Below are 16,477 nucleotides of genomic sequence, written 5' to 3' on the forward strand. Positions count from 1 at the left end.
AATATTAAATGAGAGGATCGTAACCGCCTTCGTGAAATGGATGGCATTTTAAAAGTCTTCTAACAGTAAGATAAGTTCCTTTAAAAAAACCATACTTTTCATAGGCCTCATAGCTGTACTGTGAACAAGTTGGGGTAAACCTACAGTGTCTTCCTGGTAAAATATATTTTGAAATAAATTTTTGATAAAATCTTATTAAAAGCATACAAAATTTTCTCATTTAATAACCTTCTTTTGTCTTTTTAGAACAGAAAAAAAAGAATTCCTAAAGTCTTTAAAATCAGCATCACAAGCATCTTTTTTGACAACAAAAACATAATCATAACCTGACTTTATTTTATGAGAATTCTCTCTTAGTAGGTGTTTTAATCTTCTTCTTGCAAAATTTCTCTCTACTGCGTTTCCAATTTTTTTCGTTGTAGTTATTCCGAATCTAGGATAATCTCTATTATTCTTTGCAGTGAAAAGAGTAATATATTTTGAACCAGAAATTTTTTTATTAGCGTAAACCCTTTGAAATTCACTATTCTTTTTTAAATAACAATCCTTCATTATAAAACCTAAGCTGAAAGTCTTTTTCTTCCCTTTCTTCTTCTTGCTTTGATAACGGCTCTACCTGATCTAGTTCTCATTCTTGAACGAAAACCATGTTCTCTTTTTCTTTGTTTATTTTTTGGTTGATAAGTTCTTTTCAAAATTCTCACCTCTTTCTATCTTTATAATTTTATTTATAAATAGCTTAGTTGTCAAGTAATATAGGCAATTAAATAAAATTTATAACTAGACTTTGTGATTAAGAAATATTTAAAAATTTTTAATTTGTTTATAAAAATATAAAATCTCATAAAAAGCATATTGTTGATAAGTACAATGTTATTTGTTAAAATATATGTGGATAAATGCTGTGTGTATGTTTATAGAAATAAAATTGTTTATAAATAAAATTATTAACATTCTGTTGATAAAGTGTTGATAATTTCATTTATATTTTTATAAATACGTAAATAATCATTTTTTTACAAGAAATTATCAACAAATTTACTAAAGTTATCCTGTTCATAAATATTTATCCACAAATTTATTCACAATTGTAGATTTATTTATTTACTTAAATTTATGCACACTATATAAATTGTTAATAAGGAGGAACTATGGACAAAGAACTTTCCACTATGTGGGAATCTTTCTTAAAAGAACTTGAAAAAAGATCTATGTCTCAAGTTACATATTCCACTTGGTTTTCCAGAATGCTTCCTAAATCAATAGATTATGACAATAAAAAAATTGTCATTACAGTTCCATCCCCCTTTATAAGAGATTATCTTGCAAACAACAAAAGGCATTTCGATCTTGTGGGAGATGCTTTAAAAGAAATAACTGGTATTGATTTTAATATAAGTATTATTTCAGAAGATGAAGCTGAAAATTCTCACCCAGCAGGTTTAATAAATAACAACTTTTTAAATGTTTCAAGGTTAAACCCAAAATATACTTTTGAAACTTTTGTAGTAGGTAAGAGTAATGAATTTGCCCATGCAGCAGCTTTAGCTGTTTCTGAAAACTACGAAAATCCTCAAAATGCTTTTTCAAATCCCCTATTTATATATGGTGGAGTTGGACTTGGAAAAACACATTTGATGCATGCTATTGGACATTTTGTACTAGAACAAGATCCCACTAAAAAAATCTTGTATGTTACAAGTGAGCAATTTACAAATGAGCTCATTAATTCAATTCAAACAAATAAAAATGAAGAATTTAGAAATAAATATAGAAAAGTAGATTTATTATTAATAGATGATATTCAGTTTATAGCCGATAAAGATAGAACTCAAGAAGAATTCTTTCACACCTTTAATGAACTACATGAACAAAATAAACAAATTGTTTTAACTTCTGATAAACCTCCTAAAGAAATAAAAAGTCTTGAAGAAAGACTTATCTCAAGATTTGCATGGGGACTTGTAGTTGACATTGGACCACCTGATCTTGAAACTAGAATTGCTATTTTGAGAAAAAAAGCTGATTCTGAAGGTTTTGAAGTAAGTGTAGAGGTAATGAATTTTATCGCTGAAAATGTGAGAAGTAACATCAGAGAACTTGAAGGAGCTCTTTCTAGAGTAATGGCATACTCTAAACTTACAGATTCTGAAATTACTGTAGATTCTGCAGCTATTGTCCTTAGAGATATTTATGAAACAAAAGCAAAAAAACAAATAACTGCAGAGTATATTAAGTCTGAAGTTGCAAAAAAATATGGATTAAATGTTGAAGATTTAAATTCAAGAAAAAGAACTAAAGCTATTGCCTATCCAAGACAAATTGCAATGTATATTACTAGAGAATTAACAGATTTATCTCTTCCAAAAATAGGTGAAGTATTTGGTGGACGAGATCACTCTACTGTTATACATGCTTATGATAAAATTACTAAAGACTTAGAAGATGATCCAATATTTAAAATAGAAGTTACTAATTTAATAAAGGAAATAAAATCATAGATGTTAATAATTTTTAATAAATTTAAAACTTATCCACATATTATCAATATAAAATTCTATTTTAATTCATGTATTAAAGGGACTTATTCACAAATCCACAAGTCCTACTACTATTACTAATTAATATTCTATTTTCTAGGAGGAAAAAATGCTAATAAAGGTTAATAGAAAAGAACTTACAAAACATATTTCAATAGTTCAAAAAGCAATTTCTCAAAGAACCACTATGCAAATACTTGAAGGTATAAAAATGTCAGCTAAAGATAATACTTTAATACTTACAGCTACTGATACAGAAATAAGTATTAAAACAAAATTAAATGCAATAGTTGAAAGAGAAGGGGAAATTGTAATAAATTCAAGACTTTTTGGTGATATTGTAAGAAAACTTGAAAATGACATTATAAATATAAATGTAGAAAATTATATTATGAATTTAAAATGTGGAGATTCTATCTTTAATTTATCTACACAAAAAGCTGATGAATATCCTGATCTTCCAAATGTAGAAGAAGAAACTAAGATAAATATTTCATCAAAGGATTTAAAAAACATTGTAAAAAAGACAACTTTTGCTGTTTCAAATGATGAATCAAGAATTGTATTCACTGGAGTTTTTATGGATATAAGAAAAAATTATATCAATTTTGTAGCTCTAGATGGCTTTAGAATGGCAATTCAAAAATTAGAAAAAGAAACAGGAATAGAAAATTCTGTAATAATTCCTTCAAGATCACTAAATGAACTTGTAAAAATTATTGATGATGAAAACGAAATAACTTTAAATATTTCAAGAAACAATATTGTATTTAAATTTGACGATACTGTTTTTTACAGTACATTATTAAGCGGAGAATTTTTCAGTTATAAAGCGCTATTAAGAGATGAACACAAAATTTCTACTAATGTTTCAAAGAAAGAATTTCAACTTGCAGTAGAAAGAGCATCTCTACTTGCAAGAGAAGATAGAGCAAATTTAATAAAATTAAATATTCGAGATAAATACATTGATATAAAAAGTAATTCCGAAATAGGAGATGTTTTTGAAAAAGTAAAGACATCTGAAAATGAAGAAGAGCTAGATATTGCTTTTAACTCAAGATATATTTTAGATGGAGTAAAAATTTTAGAATCAGAAGAAATTACATTAAATTTTACAGATTCTGTAAATCCTCTTATAATAACTGAATCTGATGATAACTCCTATATATACCTTGTTTTACCAGTTAGACTTGCGGGGTAAATATGAAAACTATTAAAATAGACACAGAGTATATAAAATTAGATTCTTTTTTAAAACTTACAGGTCTTTGTGAAACAGGTGGAATAGCAAAAACTGTAATTTCAGAAGGCCTTGTATATGTAAATGGAGAAGTCGAAAAAAGAAGAGGTAAAAAATTATATAATAAAGATAGAATTTCCTTTAATGGAAATGATTTTATAATTGGTGAGAAATGAAACTAAAATATCTAAGACTTTTTAATTTTAGAAATTATAAGAGTTTAGATTTTATTCCAGGTGAAAATATAAATGTTCTTTATGGATTAAATGCTTCTGGAAAGACTAATTTACTGGAGTCAATTTATATGTCCATAAGGGCAAATTCTTTTAGAAACCAAAAAGATAGAGATCTTATTAATATTGGTGAGAATTCTTCTAGTATTATAACTAGGTACAATATAGAAAATTTTAAAGATGATTATAGGGTTGAAATTTCAAATTTTGAAAATAAAAAATTATTTATAAATGATGAAAAAGTAAATACTAAAGAATATAGAAAATCTAGATTTGTAGTTCTATTTAGCCCAGAAGATCTCAATATGATAAAATATTCACCAAAGGATAGAAGAAAGTTTTTAGACGATTTACTCTCAAATATAGATCTAAATTATGATTTTTATATGTATAGATATAGAAAACTTTTATTCGAAAGAAATAAACTTTTAAAATCTTGTATGGATAAAAATCTTTTAGATGTATATGATAGAGAAATTGTAAAAAATGGAACTAAAATAATAATAATGCGTCTTAAAACAATAAAAAAATTAAATGAAATTGCAAAGAAGCATTATAAAAACATCTCTGGAGATGATTTAAACATTACTTATTTGTCAACTGTTCCAATTTTAACAGAAGAAAGGGAACTTACAGAAAATTATCTAAAACTTTTAAAATCTTCTCTTTCAAAGGACATAGAAAAAAAATACACTACTATTGGACCTCATAGAGATGACTTAGATTTTAAAATAAATAAGTATTCATCTAAATCTTATGGTTCTCAAGGAGAACAGAGAAGTATTGTTCTTAGTTTAAAATTGTCTGAAGCAGATTTAATAAAAGAATTATATAAAACAAATCCAATACTTCTTTTAGATGATGTTTTTTCTGAAATAGATTCAAATAGAAGTAGATATTTACTTTACTCACTAAAAAATTTACAGACATTTATTACTACAACTGAAACTAGTAATTTTCTAAAGTCAATTGATGCTAATTTTTATAGGATAAATGCAGGTAAAATTTTGTATTAGAATAGGAGAAAAAATGGCCAAGGATAAAAGACATTATGACGCATCTGATATACAAGTCCTAGAAGGACTAGATCCTGTTAGAAAAAGACCAGGTATGTATATAGGTTCAACAGGAGCAAGAGGTCTTCATCATTTAGTTTATGAAGTTGTAGACAACTCAATTGATGAGGCTCTTGCAGGAATATGTGATCATATTATTGTAAAAATAAATAAAGATGGAAGCGTTGAAATTTCAGATAATGGATCGGGAATTCCAGTTGCAACACATCCGCAGACAGGAAAATCAACAGTAGAAACTGTACTTACAATCCTTCACGCTGGAGGTAAATTTGACAATTCAGCTTATAAAGTTTCAGGTGGACTTCATGGTGTAGGTGTATCTGTAGTAAATGCACTTTCCAACAAATTAGTTGCAACTATAAAAAGAGATGGAAAAATTTATAGACAAGAATTTGCAAGAGGAAAAAGAAAAAGTGAACTAAATGTAATTGGGAAAACTAAAAAAGAAGATACAGGTACTACAATTTATTTTGAACCTGATGATACTATATTTGAAACTGTAGAATTTTCCTTTGACGTACTTTCAAAAAGATTTAGAGAAATGGCTTTTTTAAATAAAGGAATAAAAATTGAATTTATAGATGAAAGAAAAAATATAAAAGAAATTTATCACTATGAAGGTGGAATAAAATCTTTTGTTGAATTTATAAATGAAAAAAAGAAACCAATTCACGATGAAATTATTTATATAGATGAAATAAGAGAAGAAACAGCTGTGGAAATAGCAATCCAATATACAGATTCTTATTCAGAAGTTGTGCTTGCTTTTGCAAATAATATAAATACAGAAGAAGGTGGAAGTCATCTATCAGGATTTAGATCAGCTCTTACTAGGACTTTAAACGATTATGGGAGAAAAAATAATATTATAAAAGAAAAAGAAGAAAATTTATCTGGAGAAGATGTAAGAGAAGGTATTTCTGCTGTTATAAGTGTAAAGCTCCCAGATCCACAATTTGAAGGACAAACTAAGGCAAAACTTGGGAATTCTGAAACTAGAGGTATTATTGATTCAGTTCTATCAGAAGAGCTTTCAGCTTTTTTAGAAGAAAATCCTAAAGTTGGAAAACAAATTTTAGATAAAGCACTTTCCGCAAGGCGTGCAAGAGAAGCAGCAAGACGTGCGAGAGATTTAACTAGAAAGAAAAATAATATTGAGTCAATGACTCTTCCTGGAAAACTTTCAGATTGTCAAAATGATGACCCTTCTAGAAATGAAATATTTTTAGTCGAAGGTAATTCTGCCGGAGGTTCTGCAAAAGATGGAAGGGATTCAGCATATCAAGCAATCCTGCCTCTAAGGGGAAAAATTATGAATGTTGAAAAGGCAAGGCTAGATAAAATGCTAAATTCTTCTGAAATAAGAGCTATGATAACAGCTTTTGGAACTGGAATAGGAGAAGAATTTGATATAAAAAAACTTAGATATGACAAAATTATTATTATGACCGATGCCGATGTCGATGGTGCTCACATTATGACTCTTCTATTGACATTTTTCTTTAGATATATGAAACCTTTGATAGAAGAAGGTCATGTATATGTGGCACAAGCTCCACTTTTTGGAATTGAAAAAGGTACAAAAATTCTTAGATATTGTCACAATGAAAAAGAACTTAGACTCGCAGTTAAAGAGTATAAAGACACAAAGATAAATATTAAAAGATACAAAGGTCTTGGTGAAATGGATCCTGAACAACTTTGGGAAACAACAATGAATCCAGATAATAGACTTCTACTTAAAGTAAATATAGATGATATAACAGAAGCTGATGATACTTTTACAGTATTGATGGGAACAGAAGTTGAACCAAGAAGAGAATTTATAACAGAAAATGCAGTTTATGCAGATTATATAGATGCATAGGAGTAAAAGATGACTGAAAATAATTTTATAGAATCAGGAATACTTGATGTAGATATTAATAAAAAGATGAGGTCTTCTTATCTCGATTATTCTATGTCTGTAATTGTCGCAAGAGCACTTCCTGATGTGCGAGATGGACTAAAACCAGTACACAGAAGAATTTTATATGGAATGCAAGAACTTAATCTTGCATCTAATGGACCTTACAGAAAATCAGCAAGACTTGTTGGGGATGTAATGGGTAAATATCACCCTCATGGTGATTCATCAATTTATGAAGCAACAGTAAGACTTGCACAAGATTTTAATACTAGATATCCACTTGTAGATGGACAAGGAAACTTTGGAAATATTGATGGAGATGGCGCTGCGGCAATGCGTTATACAGAAGTTAGGATGACAAAGTTAGCAGAAGAAATGTTAAAAGACATTAACAAAAATACTGTCGATTTTGTACCTAATTTTGATGAAAATGAAAAGGAACCTACAATACTTCCAGCAAGATTTCCCAATCTTTTAGTAAATGGATCTAGTGGTATAGCTGTTGGCATGGCAACTAATATGCCTCCACACAATATGAATGAAGCTATTGACGGTATAATTGCATATATTGACAATGATGAAATATCTATAAGTGAATTAAATGAAATTATAAAGGGACCTGATTTTCCTACTGGAGCTAAAATTATGGGAACTGAAGGTATAAAATCAGCTTATGAAACTGGAAGAGGAAAGATAACTGTAAGAGCAGTTACAGAAATAAAAAGTTTCAAAAATAATAGAGAAAAAATTGTAATTACAGAACTCCCTTATCAAGTCAATAAATCTTCACTAATAATGAAAATTGCAGATCTTGCAAAAAATAAAGTTATAGAAGGAATTTCTAATATAACAGACGCCTCAAATAGAAAGGGCATAAATATAATAATAGAATTAAAAAGAGATGCAAATGCAGAAGTTGTTTTAAATAAACTTTATAAAAATACACAAATGCAAACAACTTTTGGAATTATAAACCTTGCTCTTGTAAATGGAAAACCAGAAATTTTAAATTTAAAAGAAATTATAAGATATTATGTTGACCATCAAGTTGAAGTAGTAACTAGAAGAACTAAATTTGATTTAGATAAAGCTGAAAAGAGAGCACATATTGTTGAAGGGCTTTTTATTGCTCTAGATAATATTGATAGAATTATAAAAATTGTAAGATCTTCTAAAGATGATAATGAAGCAAAAGAAAAATTCTACAAAGAATTTAAATTAACTGAAGCACAATCTCAAGCTATTTTAGATATGAGAATTAGAAGACTTACTGGACTTGAAAGAGAAAAACTTGAAGCTGAATATGAAAAATTAAAAGCAGACATAAAATGGTATAAAGAAATTTTAGAAAATAATGATGTTCTTATGAATCTTATAAAAGATGAACTTTTAGAAATAAAATCAAAATATGGAGATTTGAGAAGGACAGTTATTTCTAACGGCAATACTGATATTGAAATTGAAGATATTATAAAAAAAGAAGATGTAGTTATTACACTCACACAATTTGGATATATAAAGAGAATGAGTGAAGGAACTTATAAGCCACAAAAAAGAGGTGGGAGAGGAGTTTCTTCTGGAAATATGAGAGATGAGGATTTTGTAAAAGAATTATTTGTAACATCTACACATGACACAATTTTATTTTTCACATCTCTTGGAAATGTATTTAAATTAAAAGCATATGAAATTCCACAAGATTCTAGGACATCTAGAGGAACAGCTATAATTAATTTGCTTGATCTTGAAGAAGGTGAAAATATAACATCAATCATACCAGTTGAAGGTTATGACCCAGACATGAACTTTTTAATGATAACTGAAAAAGGACTTATAAAGAGAACTCCTTTTAAAGATTACAAAAATATAAGAAAATCAGGTATAATAGCCATTAAATTAAATGAAGATGATAAACTTATAGATGTCCATTTGACTAAAAATGACGAAGATGTAATACTTGTAACTAAGAAGGGACTTTCAATTAGATTTAATGAAGAACAAGTTAGAAAATCAGGAAGAAATTCTATTGGAGTTAAATCAATAGATCTTTCAGACGATGATATTGTAGTTTCTTCTGATCTTATTTGTGAAAATAAATATGTTCTTGTTATTTCTGAAAATGGATATGGAAAACTCACAGAAATTTCTAAATATAGACCTCAAAACAGAGGTGGAAAAGGTCTTTTAACTTATAAAATAACGAAAAAGACTGGAGATGTAGCTGCGGCTGCAGTAGTCGAAAAAGAAGATGATGTAATGATAATTGCAGATTCTGGAATTATCATTAGAATTCTTACAGGAGATATTTCAATTCAAGGAAGAAATACTTCTGGAGTTAAACTTATGAATTTAACAGATGCAAAAGTTGTAGCTGTTGCCAATTATATTGGAGATTAGGAGGATTTATGGAATTTAGATTAGAATCAAAAATAACTGATGAATTCTTAATTTTGTACCCAATAGGAGAACTTGATGTCTACAATACAAAAAAGTTCAAAGAAAAGTCAATTAAAATATATCAAAAAGAAAAGAAAGACATTTTATTTGACTGTAAAGAACTAGAATATTTAGATTCAACAGGTCTTGGTTCACTTATTTTTATATTAAAAGAAGTTGAAAAAGATGGAAACAAAATAGTAATTGAAAATTTAAATAATTCAATAATGAAGCTTTTTAAAATTACAAAGCTTGATGATATGTTTGAAATAAGGGGATAATATGGATGTATTAAAATATCAAATACCAAATGATCCTAAATATTTTTCTACTGTAAGATTAATGCTTTCAGGAATTCTAAATATTTTAAATAGAAATATAGAAGAAATAGAAGATTTAAAAATGGCAGTTACAGAGAGTTTGAATATTGCACATAATTTAACTGAACTTGATTATATAGACTTGATTTTTGAAATAGAAAACGAAAAAAATATAAAGATTTATGTAAGTAAAATTGAAGAGGAAAAATTAGAATCATCTGAAAAATTATCTCTTGCAAAAACTATTATTGATTGTCTAGTAGACGAAAGTTATTTTGAAGGGAATAAATTTATTTTATCAAAAAAATTGTAAGGATCTGTTATGAACTTAAAAGAATATAATAACTTAGATAGAAGACTCACTAAAGAAGAAAGAAAAGAACTTTTTAAAGAATATCACAAAACTGGAGATCAAGATATAAGAGATATTTTAATTGAAGAGCATCTTTATATTGCAGAAATACTATCTAAAAAGTATACAGGTAGAGGAATAGATTATGATGATATATACCAAGTTGCATCTATTGGACTTATTTATGCTATAGAGAGATATGATCCGGATAAAGGATTCGAATTTTCTTCCTTTGCCACTCCAACTATTATTGGAGAAATAAAAAAATATTTTAGGGATAATGGTTGGACAATTAGAGTTCCAAGAAGAATTCAAGAATTATCTAAAAAAATTGCAAATGCAACTGTAACTCTCTCTCAAAAATATCAAAAGACTCCTACCATAGATGAAATTGCAGAATTTTTAAATTCAACTCCTGAAGAGATAATGGAATCCATGGAAGCATCAAAAGTTTACACTCCACAATCACTTGATGTTACTTATGAGGCAGGAGATGAAAATGAAGTAAGTCTATCTGATTTAGTAGGAGCAGATGAAAAATATTTTGATAAAATAGAATCAAATGATTTTTTCAAAAGAGCTATGGAAAATTTAGATGAAGTTGAAAAAACAATTCTAATTGATAGATATTTCAACAAAAAGACTCAAGTTGTCATTGCAGAGGAATTAAATATTTCTCAGATGACAGTTTCAAGAATGGAGAAAAAAGTTTTAGAAAAGATGAAAAAAGAACTTACTAAAACTATGGAGGTATAATGAATAGAAATAGGTACTTAGTTATTCTTTTAAAACTAGTAAATATTTTTGAAATTATAGTTTCAATTTTATTAATAGCAGGAGTTATAATTTCAATTCCAGATATTTTAAAATATTACTTTAAAATACTTACAAGTGATGCAACACTATCTTATGAAATATTTCAAAATTTTCTTTCTCATGTGCTTTTACTTGTGATAGCAATAGAATTTGTGGTTTTGATGATAGCACATACTGATACTAATATTCTTCACTTGATTTTACTTGTTATCTCAAGGAAAATGCTAGTTTATTCTGACACTATGCTCGATCTTTTATTTGCTACTACCGCAATTGCGATTTTATTTGCAGTTAGAAAATATTTACTTACTGGAGCAAGAATTGAAAATGAAAAAAATAAATACAATGAATTTTCTGCAACTACAACTATTAAGAGATTAAATTCAAAATATGGATTTGAAATTGATCCAAAAGATTCCAAAACAATTGGAGGATATGTATATGCTCTTCTTGTAAAAAATGCAGAGGAACCTGAAATTGGAGTTATAGTCGATGATGGAAAGTGTATTTATCAAATAATGAGTATGTCATCTGGTGGAGTCATAGAAACAGTTTCAATTGAAAAAATTGATAAAAATTAATAAAATAATAAAAATAAATAAAAAAGTGTTGGAAAAAAAACCAACACTTTTTTTGGAGCTGATAGGCGGGATCGAACCGCCGACCTATTGATTACGAATCAATTGCTCTACCAACTGAGCCATATCAGCAAATAATTTAAAACAATTATAACACTAATATAACACTAATGAAAAGAAATTAAAATTTAAAAATAAATAAGGTGATAATTTGAAATATATAATGGCATTTGATGCAGGAACTACATCTGCTAGGACAATAATTTTTGATAAAAAGGGAAATCCCATATCTGTTGCACAAAAAGATTTAATTAAACATTTTCCAAAACCTGGATATGTGGAAGAAGAACCAGAAGATATTTGGTCAAAACAAATAGGTACTGCAGTTGAAGCAATGTCAAAAAAGGAAATAGATCCAAAAGATATTTGTGCAATTGGAATTACAAATCAAAGAGAAACTACAATTGTGTGGAATAAAAAAACAATGGAGCCTATTTATAATGCCATAGTTTGGCAATGTAAGAGAACTTCAAAATATTGTGAAGAATTAAAAGAAAAAGGTTTGGAAGAAAAAATAAGAGAAAAGACTGGTCTTGTAATTGACCCTTATTTTTCTGCGACAAAAATAAAATGGATACTTGATAATGTTGAAGGTGCAAGAGAGATGGCTAATCGAGATGAACTTCTCTTTGGAACAGTGGAAACCTATTTGATTTATAAATTGACAGATGGAGAAGTACATATAACAGATTATACAAATGCATCGAGAACACTTCTATTTAATATAAAAGAAAAAAAGTGGGATAATGAATTATTAGAACTTTTTGATATACCAAGGTCAATGCTGCCAGAGATAAAAGATTCTAGCGAAGTTTATGGTAAATCAAAATCAAAATATTTAGGTTGTGAAATTCCTATTGCATCGGCAATAGGTGATCAGCAGTCATCACTTTTTGGAACAGCTTCCTTTGAAAAAGGAATGGCAAAATCTACTTTTGGAACAGGAGCTTTTGTTTTAATGAACACAGGCGATGAGCTTATTCGTTCTCAAAATGGACTTGTTTCTACAATTGCATGGGCAATAGATGGAGAAATTAAGTATGCACTAGAAGGTTCAATTTTTGAAGCAGGATCTTGCATAGATTTTTTGCGTGACAATCTTAGAATAATTGATCAGGCAGATGATTCTGAATATATGGCAGGAAAAGTAGAAGATACAAATGATTGTTATTTTATACCGGCATTTACAGGACTTGGAGCACCTTATTGGGATCAATACGCAAGGGGAAGTATAGTTGGATTAAGTGGATCTGTAAACAAATATCATGTTGTGCGTGCAGCACTTGAGTCTATTGCTTATTTAAGTTGTGACGTTATAAATGCAATGCAAGAAGATGCAAATACAAAAATAAAATCTCTAAAAGTTGATGGTGGAGTGAGCAAAAATAATTTTCTTATGAGTTTTTTATCTAGTATAGTAAATGTTGAAGTCGCAAGACCAAAAGTAATTGAGTTAACAGCTCTTGGTGCTTGTTATATGGCTGGACTTGCAGTTGGATTTTGGGAAAATATTGACGAAATAAGAGAAAATAATGAAATAGAAAAATATTTTGAGCCAGATATGGATGAAAAAGAAAGAAAAGAAAAAATGGAAAGATGGCACGAAGCTGTAAAATATTCTATGAATTGGACAAAATAAATAATATAAAAGTTTAATAAAAGTATAGGCCTTAGAAATGTTTCTAAGACCTTTATTTTTTGTAAATTATATTTAATTTATTTGTGAAAGAAATACTTTAAAAGCTTCGTAAAAATTTATTATAGATGGAATGTTGGCTGATTCAGAAGGACTGTGGAGCCCTGTGTGATTAGGCCCAACACTAATGATATCTAGATTAGGTTTCTTTTCTAAAAGATAACCTGATTCTAGACCAGCAGGTGAAACTTTTATTTCTATTTTTTTATTGAGTTCTTTTTCAAATAATTCTTTATAATCTTTTCTCAATTTGCTATCTGGGTTAAATCTCCAACCTGGGTATTTTGCATATATTTCTAGACTTCCATTATATATATCGGCTATTGTAGAAATTTTATTATAAGTATATTCAACTTGGGATTTTTCCATAGCTCTTATCTCATTTATAAATTTAACACAGTTATCTTCGATTTTAATCTCACCTAAATTATTTGATGAGATAACTACATGATTTTTAGGATCTACTTCAAAAACTCCATTAGGATATAATTTTATAATATTGATTATCTTATAGAAATCTTCTGATTTTATTGCTTTTTGGTCTGAATTTGAATCTTCAGAACTAATATAAATAGTATCAGAAAAAGAATTATATTCATAATGAATTTCTTTTTCAAATTCACTGAGAATATTATTTAATTCATTTTTATCTAAATTTGTGCTTATAATTGCAAAAGATTCTCTAGGAATAGCAAGTCTAAAGGTACCACCATTAATATCTAAAACTTCTATATTATTTTTTAGTTTTTCTAACAATCTAGATAAAACTATAATAGCATTTCCTCTACCTTTTGATATATCTTCTCCAGAATGTCCTCCTAAAAAGCCACCAACTTTTATTTTAAAAGTATTTGCAAATTTTCTATTTTGTCTATTAACTTTAATAGACAAGGTTACACCAGCTCCACCATTACTTCCTGATATAATTTCATTATCTTTACTGTTATCAATATTGATAGCTCTATTTCCTATTATCCAATCTTTTGATAAATTATTAACACCGCTAAAATCATCTTCTTCAACAGTAGTAAATATAGCAGTAATTGGAGGATGTGAAATTTCTTTATCTTCTAGAATTGACATTATTATAGCTACTCCAATGCCATTATCAGCACCAAGAGTGGTCTTTCCACCTGTGTTAAGTTCATTTTCATTAATTTGAACAGGTATAGGATCTTTATCAAAATCAAATGAAAATCCGTCTTTTTTCTGACAAACCATATCTAAATGAGCTTGCAAAATTAGAGGTTCCTTATTTTCTCCTCCATTTTGACCTTCTTTTAATATTAATAAATTAAAATTATTGTCTTGTTTAACAATAAGATTAAGTTTTTCAGCCCAATTTTTTAAAAAATCAGATACTCTTTTTTCTTTAAAAGATGGCCTAGGAATTTCTGTAAGTTTTAAAAAATTATTAAAAACTTGAACTTTTCTTAAGTCGTCAATTGAATTAAATTTATCCATTATTACCTCCTAGAATGGTCCAAGACCAATATTTACAGCGACAATACAAGCTGTTATACCAATTAAGTACCAAAGTAAAACTAATTTCCAAAACCATTTAATCCATTTCCCATATGAAATTTTCATTAGACCTAGAGAAACCATTATTGTAGCTTCGGCTGGTGAAAGTAAGTTGGTTATACCATCGCCCATGTGAAAAGCAAGAGCAACTGTTTGTCTTGTTATTCCTAATATATCTGCCAATGGAACTAAGATAGGCATAATGATTACTGCTTTTCCTGAACCAGATGGGACAAATAGATTAATTATAGATATTACTATAAAAGATAGTGGAGCAGATACTATTGATGGAAGATTTCCTAAAACCCTTGTCAAAGAATGAACTATAACATCAAGGATATGACCGTCCATCATTACTATAGTTAATCCTCTTGCCAATCCTACACATAAACAAGGATAAAGTAAATCAGCAGCTCCATTTGCAAAAGCATTAACTGTATCATTTGCTTGTTTATCTGAAATAATAGCTACAATTATAGTTAGTAATATAAATACAGCTGCCATTTCTCCTAAGTAAAACTGATATACAATTACCCCATAAACGATACCTATAACAGCTAATATAAAAGATAACAATATTAATTTATGTCTTATTGAAAATTCAATATTTGTAGAAATTTCTTCTCTATATTTACTTGTTTTATCTTCTTCATAAGATAGAGATAGTTGAGGATTTTTGTGAATTTTATCGGCATATCTATATATGTATGCGATTGTTACAATAAGTGTTACTAGCCATAAAATTAGTCTAAATCCAATTCCTGAATAGGGCGGTAATTGTGCAATTTGTTGTGAAATTCCTAAGGTGAAAGGGTTCATAACTCCACCAATATAACCAACAGCAACACCACATATACCTATAACCACACCTGTTATAGAATCAAATCCTAAAGCTAGGCACAAAGTTATTTGCATTGGTAAGAATGCTAAACATTCCTCAAAGTTGCCTAAGAAAGCACCTCCTAGTGCCCATAAAGTTACAAAGAATATTACTACTAGTTTTTCTTTACCTTTTAATCTAGTAGCTGTTCTTGAAATCAATGCTTCTAAAGCACCTGTTGAATTTAAAACGCCAAAAGCACCTCCAATAATAAATAAAAATGAAGTGATTTCTGAAGATTCAACAAGTCCCTGATGTACAGAAGATAATACTTTCCATGGACCAACTGGTGTATTTTCGATAAAATGGAATGAATTAGGATCAACCATTTCTCTACCAGTTTTAGGATCTAATAGCCTAGTATATTCTCCTGCTGGGATTAAATAAGTTAAAATTGATACAATTACCATTAAAATACATATTAGTAATAATGCGTCAGGTGATTTGAAATTTTTAAATTTTTTCTTAAAATTCGCCATATAAAAAACCTCCCAACTAAAATATAACATCATGTGAAAACATTGTCAAAACAATAAAATATGCATTAATTCATCTTATAATTAAGAATGAGCTATTATATTTTGAAATTAATAGAAAAAATTTTTCTAGATATATGGAAAATTATATAACATAATTTAATTTTTTATTTAAAAGTGATTAATTTATTATTGTAATTTAAGTCTATATAAGATAATAAAATTAAAAAAATTTTGATATAATATAATTGTAAAAAAATAAAAGAGGAAGGAAATTTTTATGGATTACAATAATTTTTTAAGAGAAAAGATGATTCCAGCTTTTGGACACAGTACGT

General features: G+C 28.1%; 16 protein-coding genes and 1 tRNA gene. 11 read left to right on the plus strand and 6 right to left on the minus strand.

The features are described from left to right. Positions 1–4: 4 nt before the first annotated feature. From yidD to rpmH, 3 genes are read right to left on the minus strand one after another with little or no spacing between them, the layout of a single operon-like run. A complete protein-coding gene (gene yidD, locus RH95_RS04950; RefSeq protein ID WP_010245320.1) occupies positions 5–220 on the minus strand; it encodes a membrane protein insertion efficiency factor YidD in 216 nt (71 codons plus the stop codon). Further along, positions 217–552, minus strand: coding sequence for a ribonuclease P protein component (gene rnpA / locus RH95_RS04955; RefSeq protein WP_010245323.1), 336 nt, complete (start codon positions 550–552; stop codon positions 217–219). Before rnpA ends, yidD begins: the two co-directional genes overlap by 4 nt. A gap of 8 nt (positions 553–560) precedes the next feature. Next, complete coding sequence (gene rpmH / locus RH95_RS04960) at positions 561–695, minus strand: 50S ribosomal protein L34 (protein ID WP_010245328.1); 135 nt, start codon at positions 693–695, stop codon at positions 561–563. Between the two features lie 456 nt (positions 696–1,151). Between rpmH and dnaA the strand changes: the two genes are divergently transcribed. From dnaA to RH95_RS05010, 10 genes are all read left to right on the plus strand, one after another. Beyond that, the gene (gene dnaA, locus RH95_RS04965) at positions 1,152–2,501 is read left to right on the plus strand and encodes a chromosomal replication initiator protein DnaA (protein WP_010245331.1); all 1,350 of its coding nucleotides are present in this window, start codon (positions 1,152–1,154) and stop codon (positions 2,499–2,501) included. 148 nt (positions 2,502–2,649) lie between these two features. Then, entirely contained in the window at positions 2,650–3,744 is a 1,095-nt protein-coding gene (gene dnaN / locus RH95_RS04970) for a DNA polymerase III subunit beta (protein WP_010245334.1), read from the plus strand. A 2-nt stretch (positions 3,745–3,746) separates the two neighbouring features. Beyond that, positions 3,747–3,959 (plus strand): S4 domain-containing protein YaaA, encoded by a 213-nt coding sequence (gene yaaA, locus RH95_RS04975; protein ID WP_010245335.1) that lies wholly within the window; start codon positions 3,747–3,749, stop codon positions 3,957–3,959. Beyond that, complete coding sequence (recF, locus tag RH95_RS04980; protein ID WP_010245336.1) at positions 3,956–5,032, plus strand: DNA replication/repair protein RecF; 1,077 nt, start codon at positions 3,956–3,958, stop codon at positions 5,030–5,032. Before yaaA ends, recF begins: the two co-directional genes overlap by 4 nt. Positions 5,033–5,045: 13 nt before the next feature. Beyond that, positions 5,046–6,959, plus strand: a complete 1,914-nt coding sequence (gene gyrB, locus RH95_RS04985; RefSeq protein ID WP_010245337.1) for a DNA topoisomerase (ATP-hydrolyzing) subunit B — start codon at positions 5,046–5,048, stop codon at positions 6,957–6,959. 9 nt (positions 6,960–6,968) lie between these two features. After that, positions 6,969–9,398 (plus strand): DNA gyrase subunit A, encoded by a 2,430-nt coding sequence (gene gyrA, locus RH95_RS04990; protein WP_010245338.1) that lies wholly within the window; start codon positions 6,969–6,971, stop codon positions 9,396–9,398. An 8-nt stretch (positions 9,399–9,406) separates the two neighbouring features. Next, entirely contained in the window at positions 9,407–9,718 is a 312-nt protein-coding gene (locus RH95_RS04995) for an STAS domain-containing protein (protein ID WP_010245339.1), read from the plus strand. A gap of 1 nt (position 9,719) precedes the next feature. Continuing rightward, entirely contained in the window at positions 9,720–10,070 is a 351-nt protein-coding gene (locus tag RH95_RS05000) for an ATP-binding protein (protein WP_010245350.1), read from the plus strand. Positions 10,071–10,079: 9 nt separating this feature from the next. Next, the gene (locus tag RH95_RS05005) at positions 10,080–10,865 is read left to right on the plus strand and encodes a SigB/SigF/SigG family RNA polymerase sigma factor (protein WP_010245351.1); all 786 of its coding nucleotides are present in this window, start codon (positions 10,080–10,082) and stop codon (positions 10,863–10,865) included. Then, a complete protein-coding gene (locus RH95_RS05010; protein ID WP_010245352.1) occupies positions 10,865–11,506 on the plus strand; it encodes an HlyC/CorC family transporter associated domain-containing protein in 642 nt (213 codons plus the stop codon). Before RH95_RS05005 ends, RH95_RS05010 begins: the two co-directional genes overlap by 1 nt. 53 nt (positions 11,507–11,559) lie before the next feature. On the opposite strand, the gene RH95_RS05015 is transcribed toward RH95_RS05010, so the two are convergent. Next, positions 11,560–11,635 (minus strand) — tRNA-Thr (locus tag RH95_RS05015). Between the two features lie 79 nt (positions 11,636–11,714). On the opposite strand from RH95_RS05015, the gene glpK reads away from it, so the two are divergent. After that, a complete protein-coding gene (gene glpK, locus RH95_RS05020) occupies positions 11,715–13,202 on the plus strand; it encodes a glycerol kinase GlpK (RefSeq protein WP_010245360.1) in 1,488 nt (495 codons plus the stop codon). 72 nt (positions 13,203–13,274) lie between these two features. Here the strand turns inward: glpK and pepD are convergent, their stop codons facing one another. Next, the gene (gene pepD / locus RH95_RS05025; protein WP_010245362.1) at positions 13,275–14,723 is read right to left on the minus strand and encodes a beta-Ala-His dipeptidase; all 1,449 of its coding nucleotides are present in this window, start codon (positions 14,721–14,723) and stop codon (positions 13,275–13,277) included. Between the two features lie 9 nt (positions 14,724–14,732). Then, positions 14,733–16,142, minus strand: coding sequence for a YfcC family protein (locus RH95_RS05030; protein ID WP_010245378.1), 1,410 nt, complete (start codon positions 16,140–16,142; stop codon positions 14,733–14,735). Positions 16,143–16,477 lie beyond the last annotated feature (335 nt).

This window comes from Peptoniphilus rhinitidis 1-13 (assembly GCF_000246925.1).
GTDB classification, from domain to species: domain Bacteria; phylum Bacillota; class Clostridia; order Tissierellales; family Peptoniphilaceae; genus Peptoniphilus_A; species Peptoniphilus_A lacydonensis.

What these genes read in the sequence shown, in the direction of transcription:
- yaaA (WP_010245335.1), top strand. Translation starts at nt 3,747, where the DNA reads ATGAAAACTATTAAAATAGACACAGAGTATATAAAATTAGATTCTTTT.
- gyrA (WP_010245338.1), top strand. Translation starts at nt 6,969, where the DNA reads ATGACTGAAAATAATTTTATAGAATCAGGAATACTTGATGTAGATATT.
- RH95_RS05000 (WP_010245350.1), top strand. Translation starts at nt 9,720, where the DNA reads ATGGATGTATTAAAATATCAAATACCAAATGATCCTAAATATTTTTCT.
- pepD (WP_010245362.1), bottom strand. Translation starts at nt 14,723, where the DNA reads ATGGATAAATTTAATTCAATTGACGACTTAAGAAAAGTTCAAGTTTTT.
- yidD (WP_010245320.1), bottom strand. Translation starts at nt 220, where the DNA reads ATGAGAAAATTTTGTATGCTTTTAATAAGATTTTATCAAAAATTTATT.
- RH95_RS05030 (WP_010245378.1), bottom strand. Translation starts at nt 16,142, where the DNA reads ATGGCGAATTTTAAGAAAAAATTTAAAAATTTCAAATCACCTGACGCA.
- rnpA (WP_010245323.1), bottom strand. Translation starts at nt 552, where the DNA reads ATGAAGGATTGTTATTTAAAAAAGAATAGTGAATTTCAAAGGGTTTAC.
- gyrB (WP_010245337.1), top strand. Translation starts at nt 5,046, where the DNA reads ATGGCCAAGGATAAAAGACATTATGACGCATCTGATATACAAGTCCTA.
- dnaN (WP_010245334.1), top strand. Translation starts at nt 2,650, where the DNA reads ATGCTAATAAAGGTTAATAGAAAAGAACTTACAAAACATATTTCAATA.
- recF (WP_010245336.1), top strand. Translation starts at nt 3,956, where the DNA reads ATGAAACTAAAATATCTAAGACTTTTTAATTTTAGAAATTATAAGAGT.
- dnaA (WP_010245331.1), top strand. Translation starts at nt 1,152, where the DNA reads ATGGACAAAGAACTTTCCACTATGTGGGAATCTTTCTTAAAAGAACTT.
- RH95_RS05005 (WP_010245351.1), top strand. Translation starts at nt 10,080, where the DNA reads ATGAACTTAAAAGAATATAATAACTTAGATAGAAGACTCACTAAAGAA.
- RH95_RS05010 (WP_010245352.1), top strand. Translation starts at nt 10,865, where the DNA reads ATGAATAGAAATAGGTACTTAGTTATTCTTTTAAAACTAGTAAATATT.
- RH95_RS04995 (WP_010245339.1), top strand. Translation starts at nt 9,407, where the DNA reads ATGGAATTTAGATTAGAATCAAAAATAACTGATGAATTCTTAATTTTG.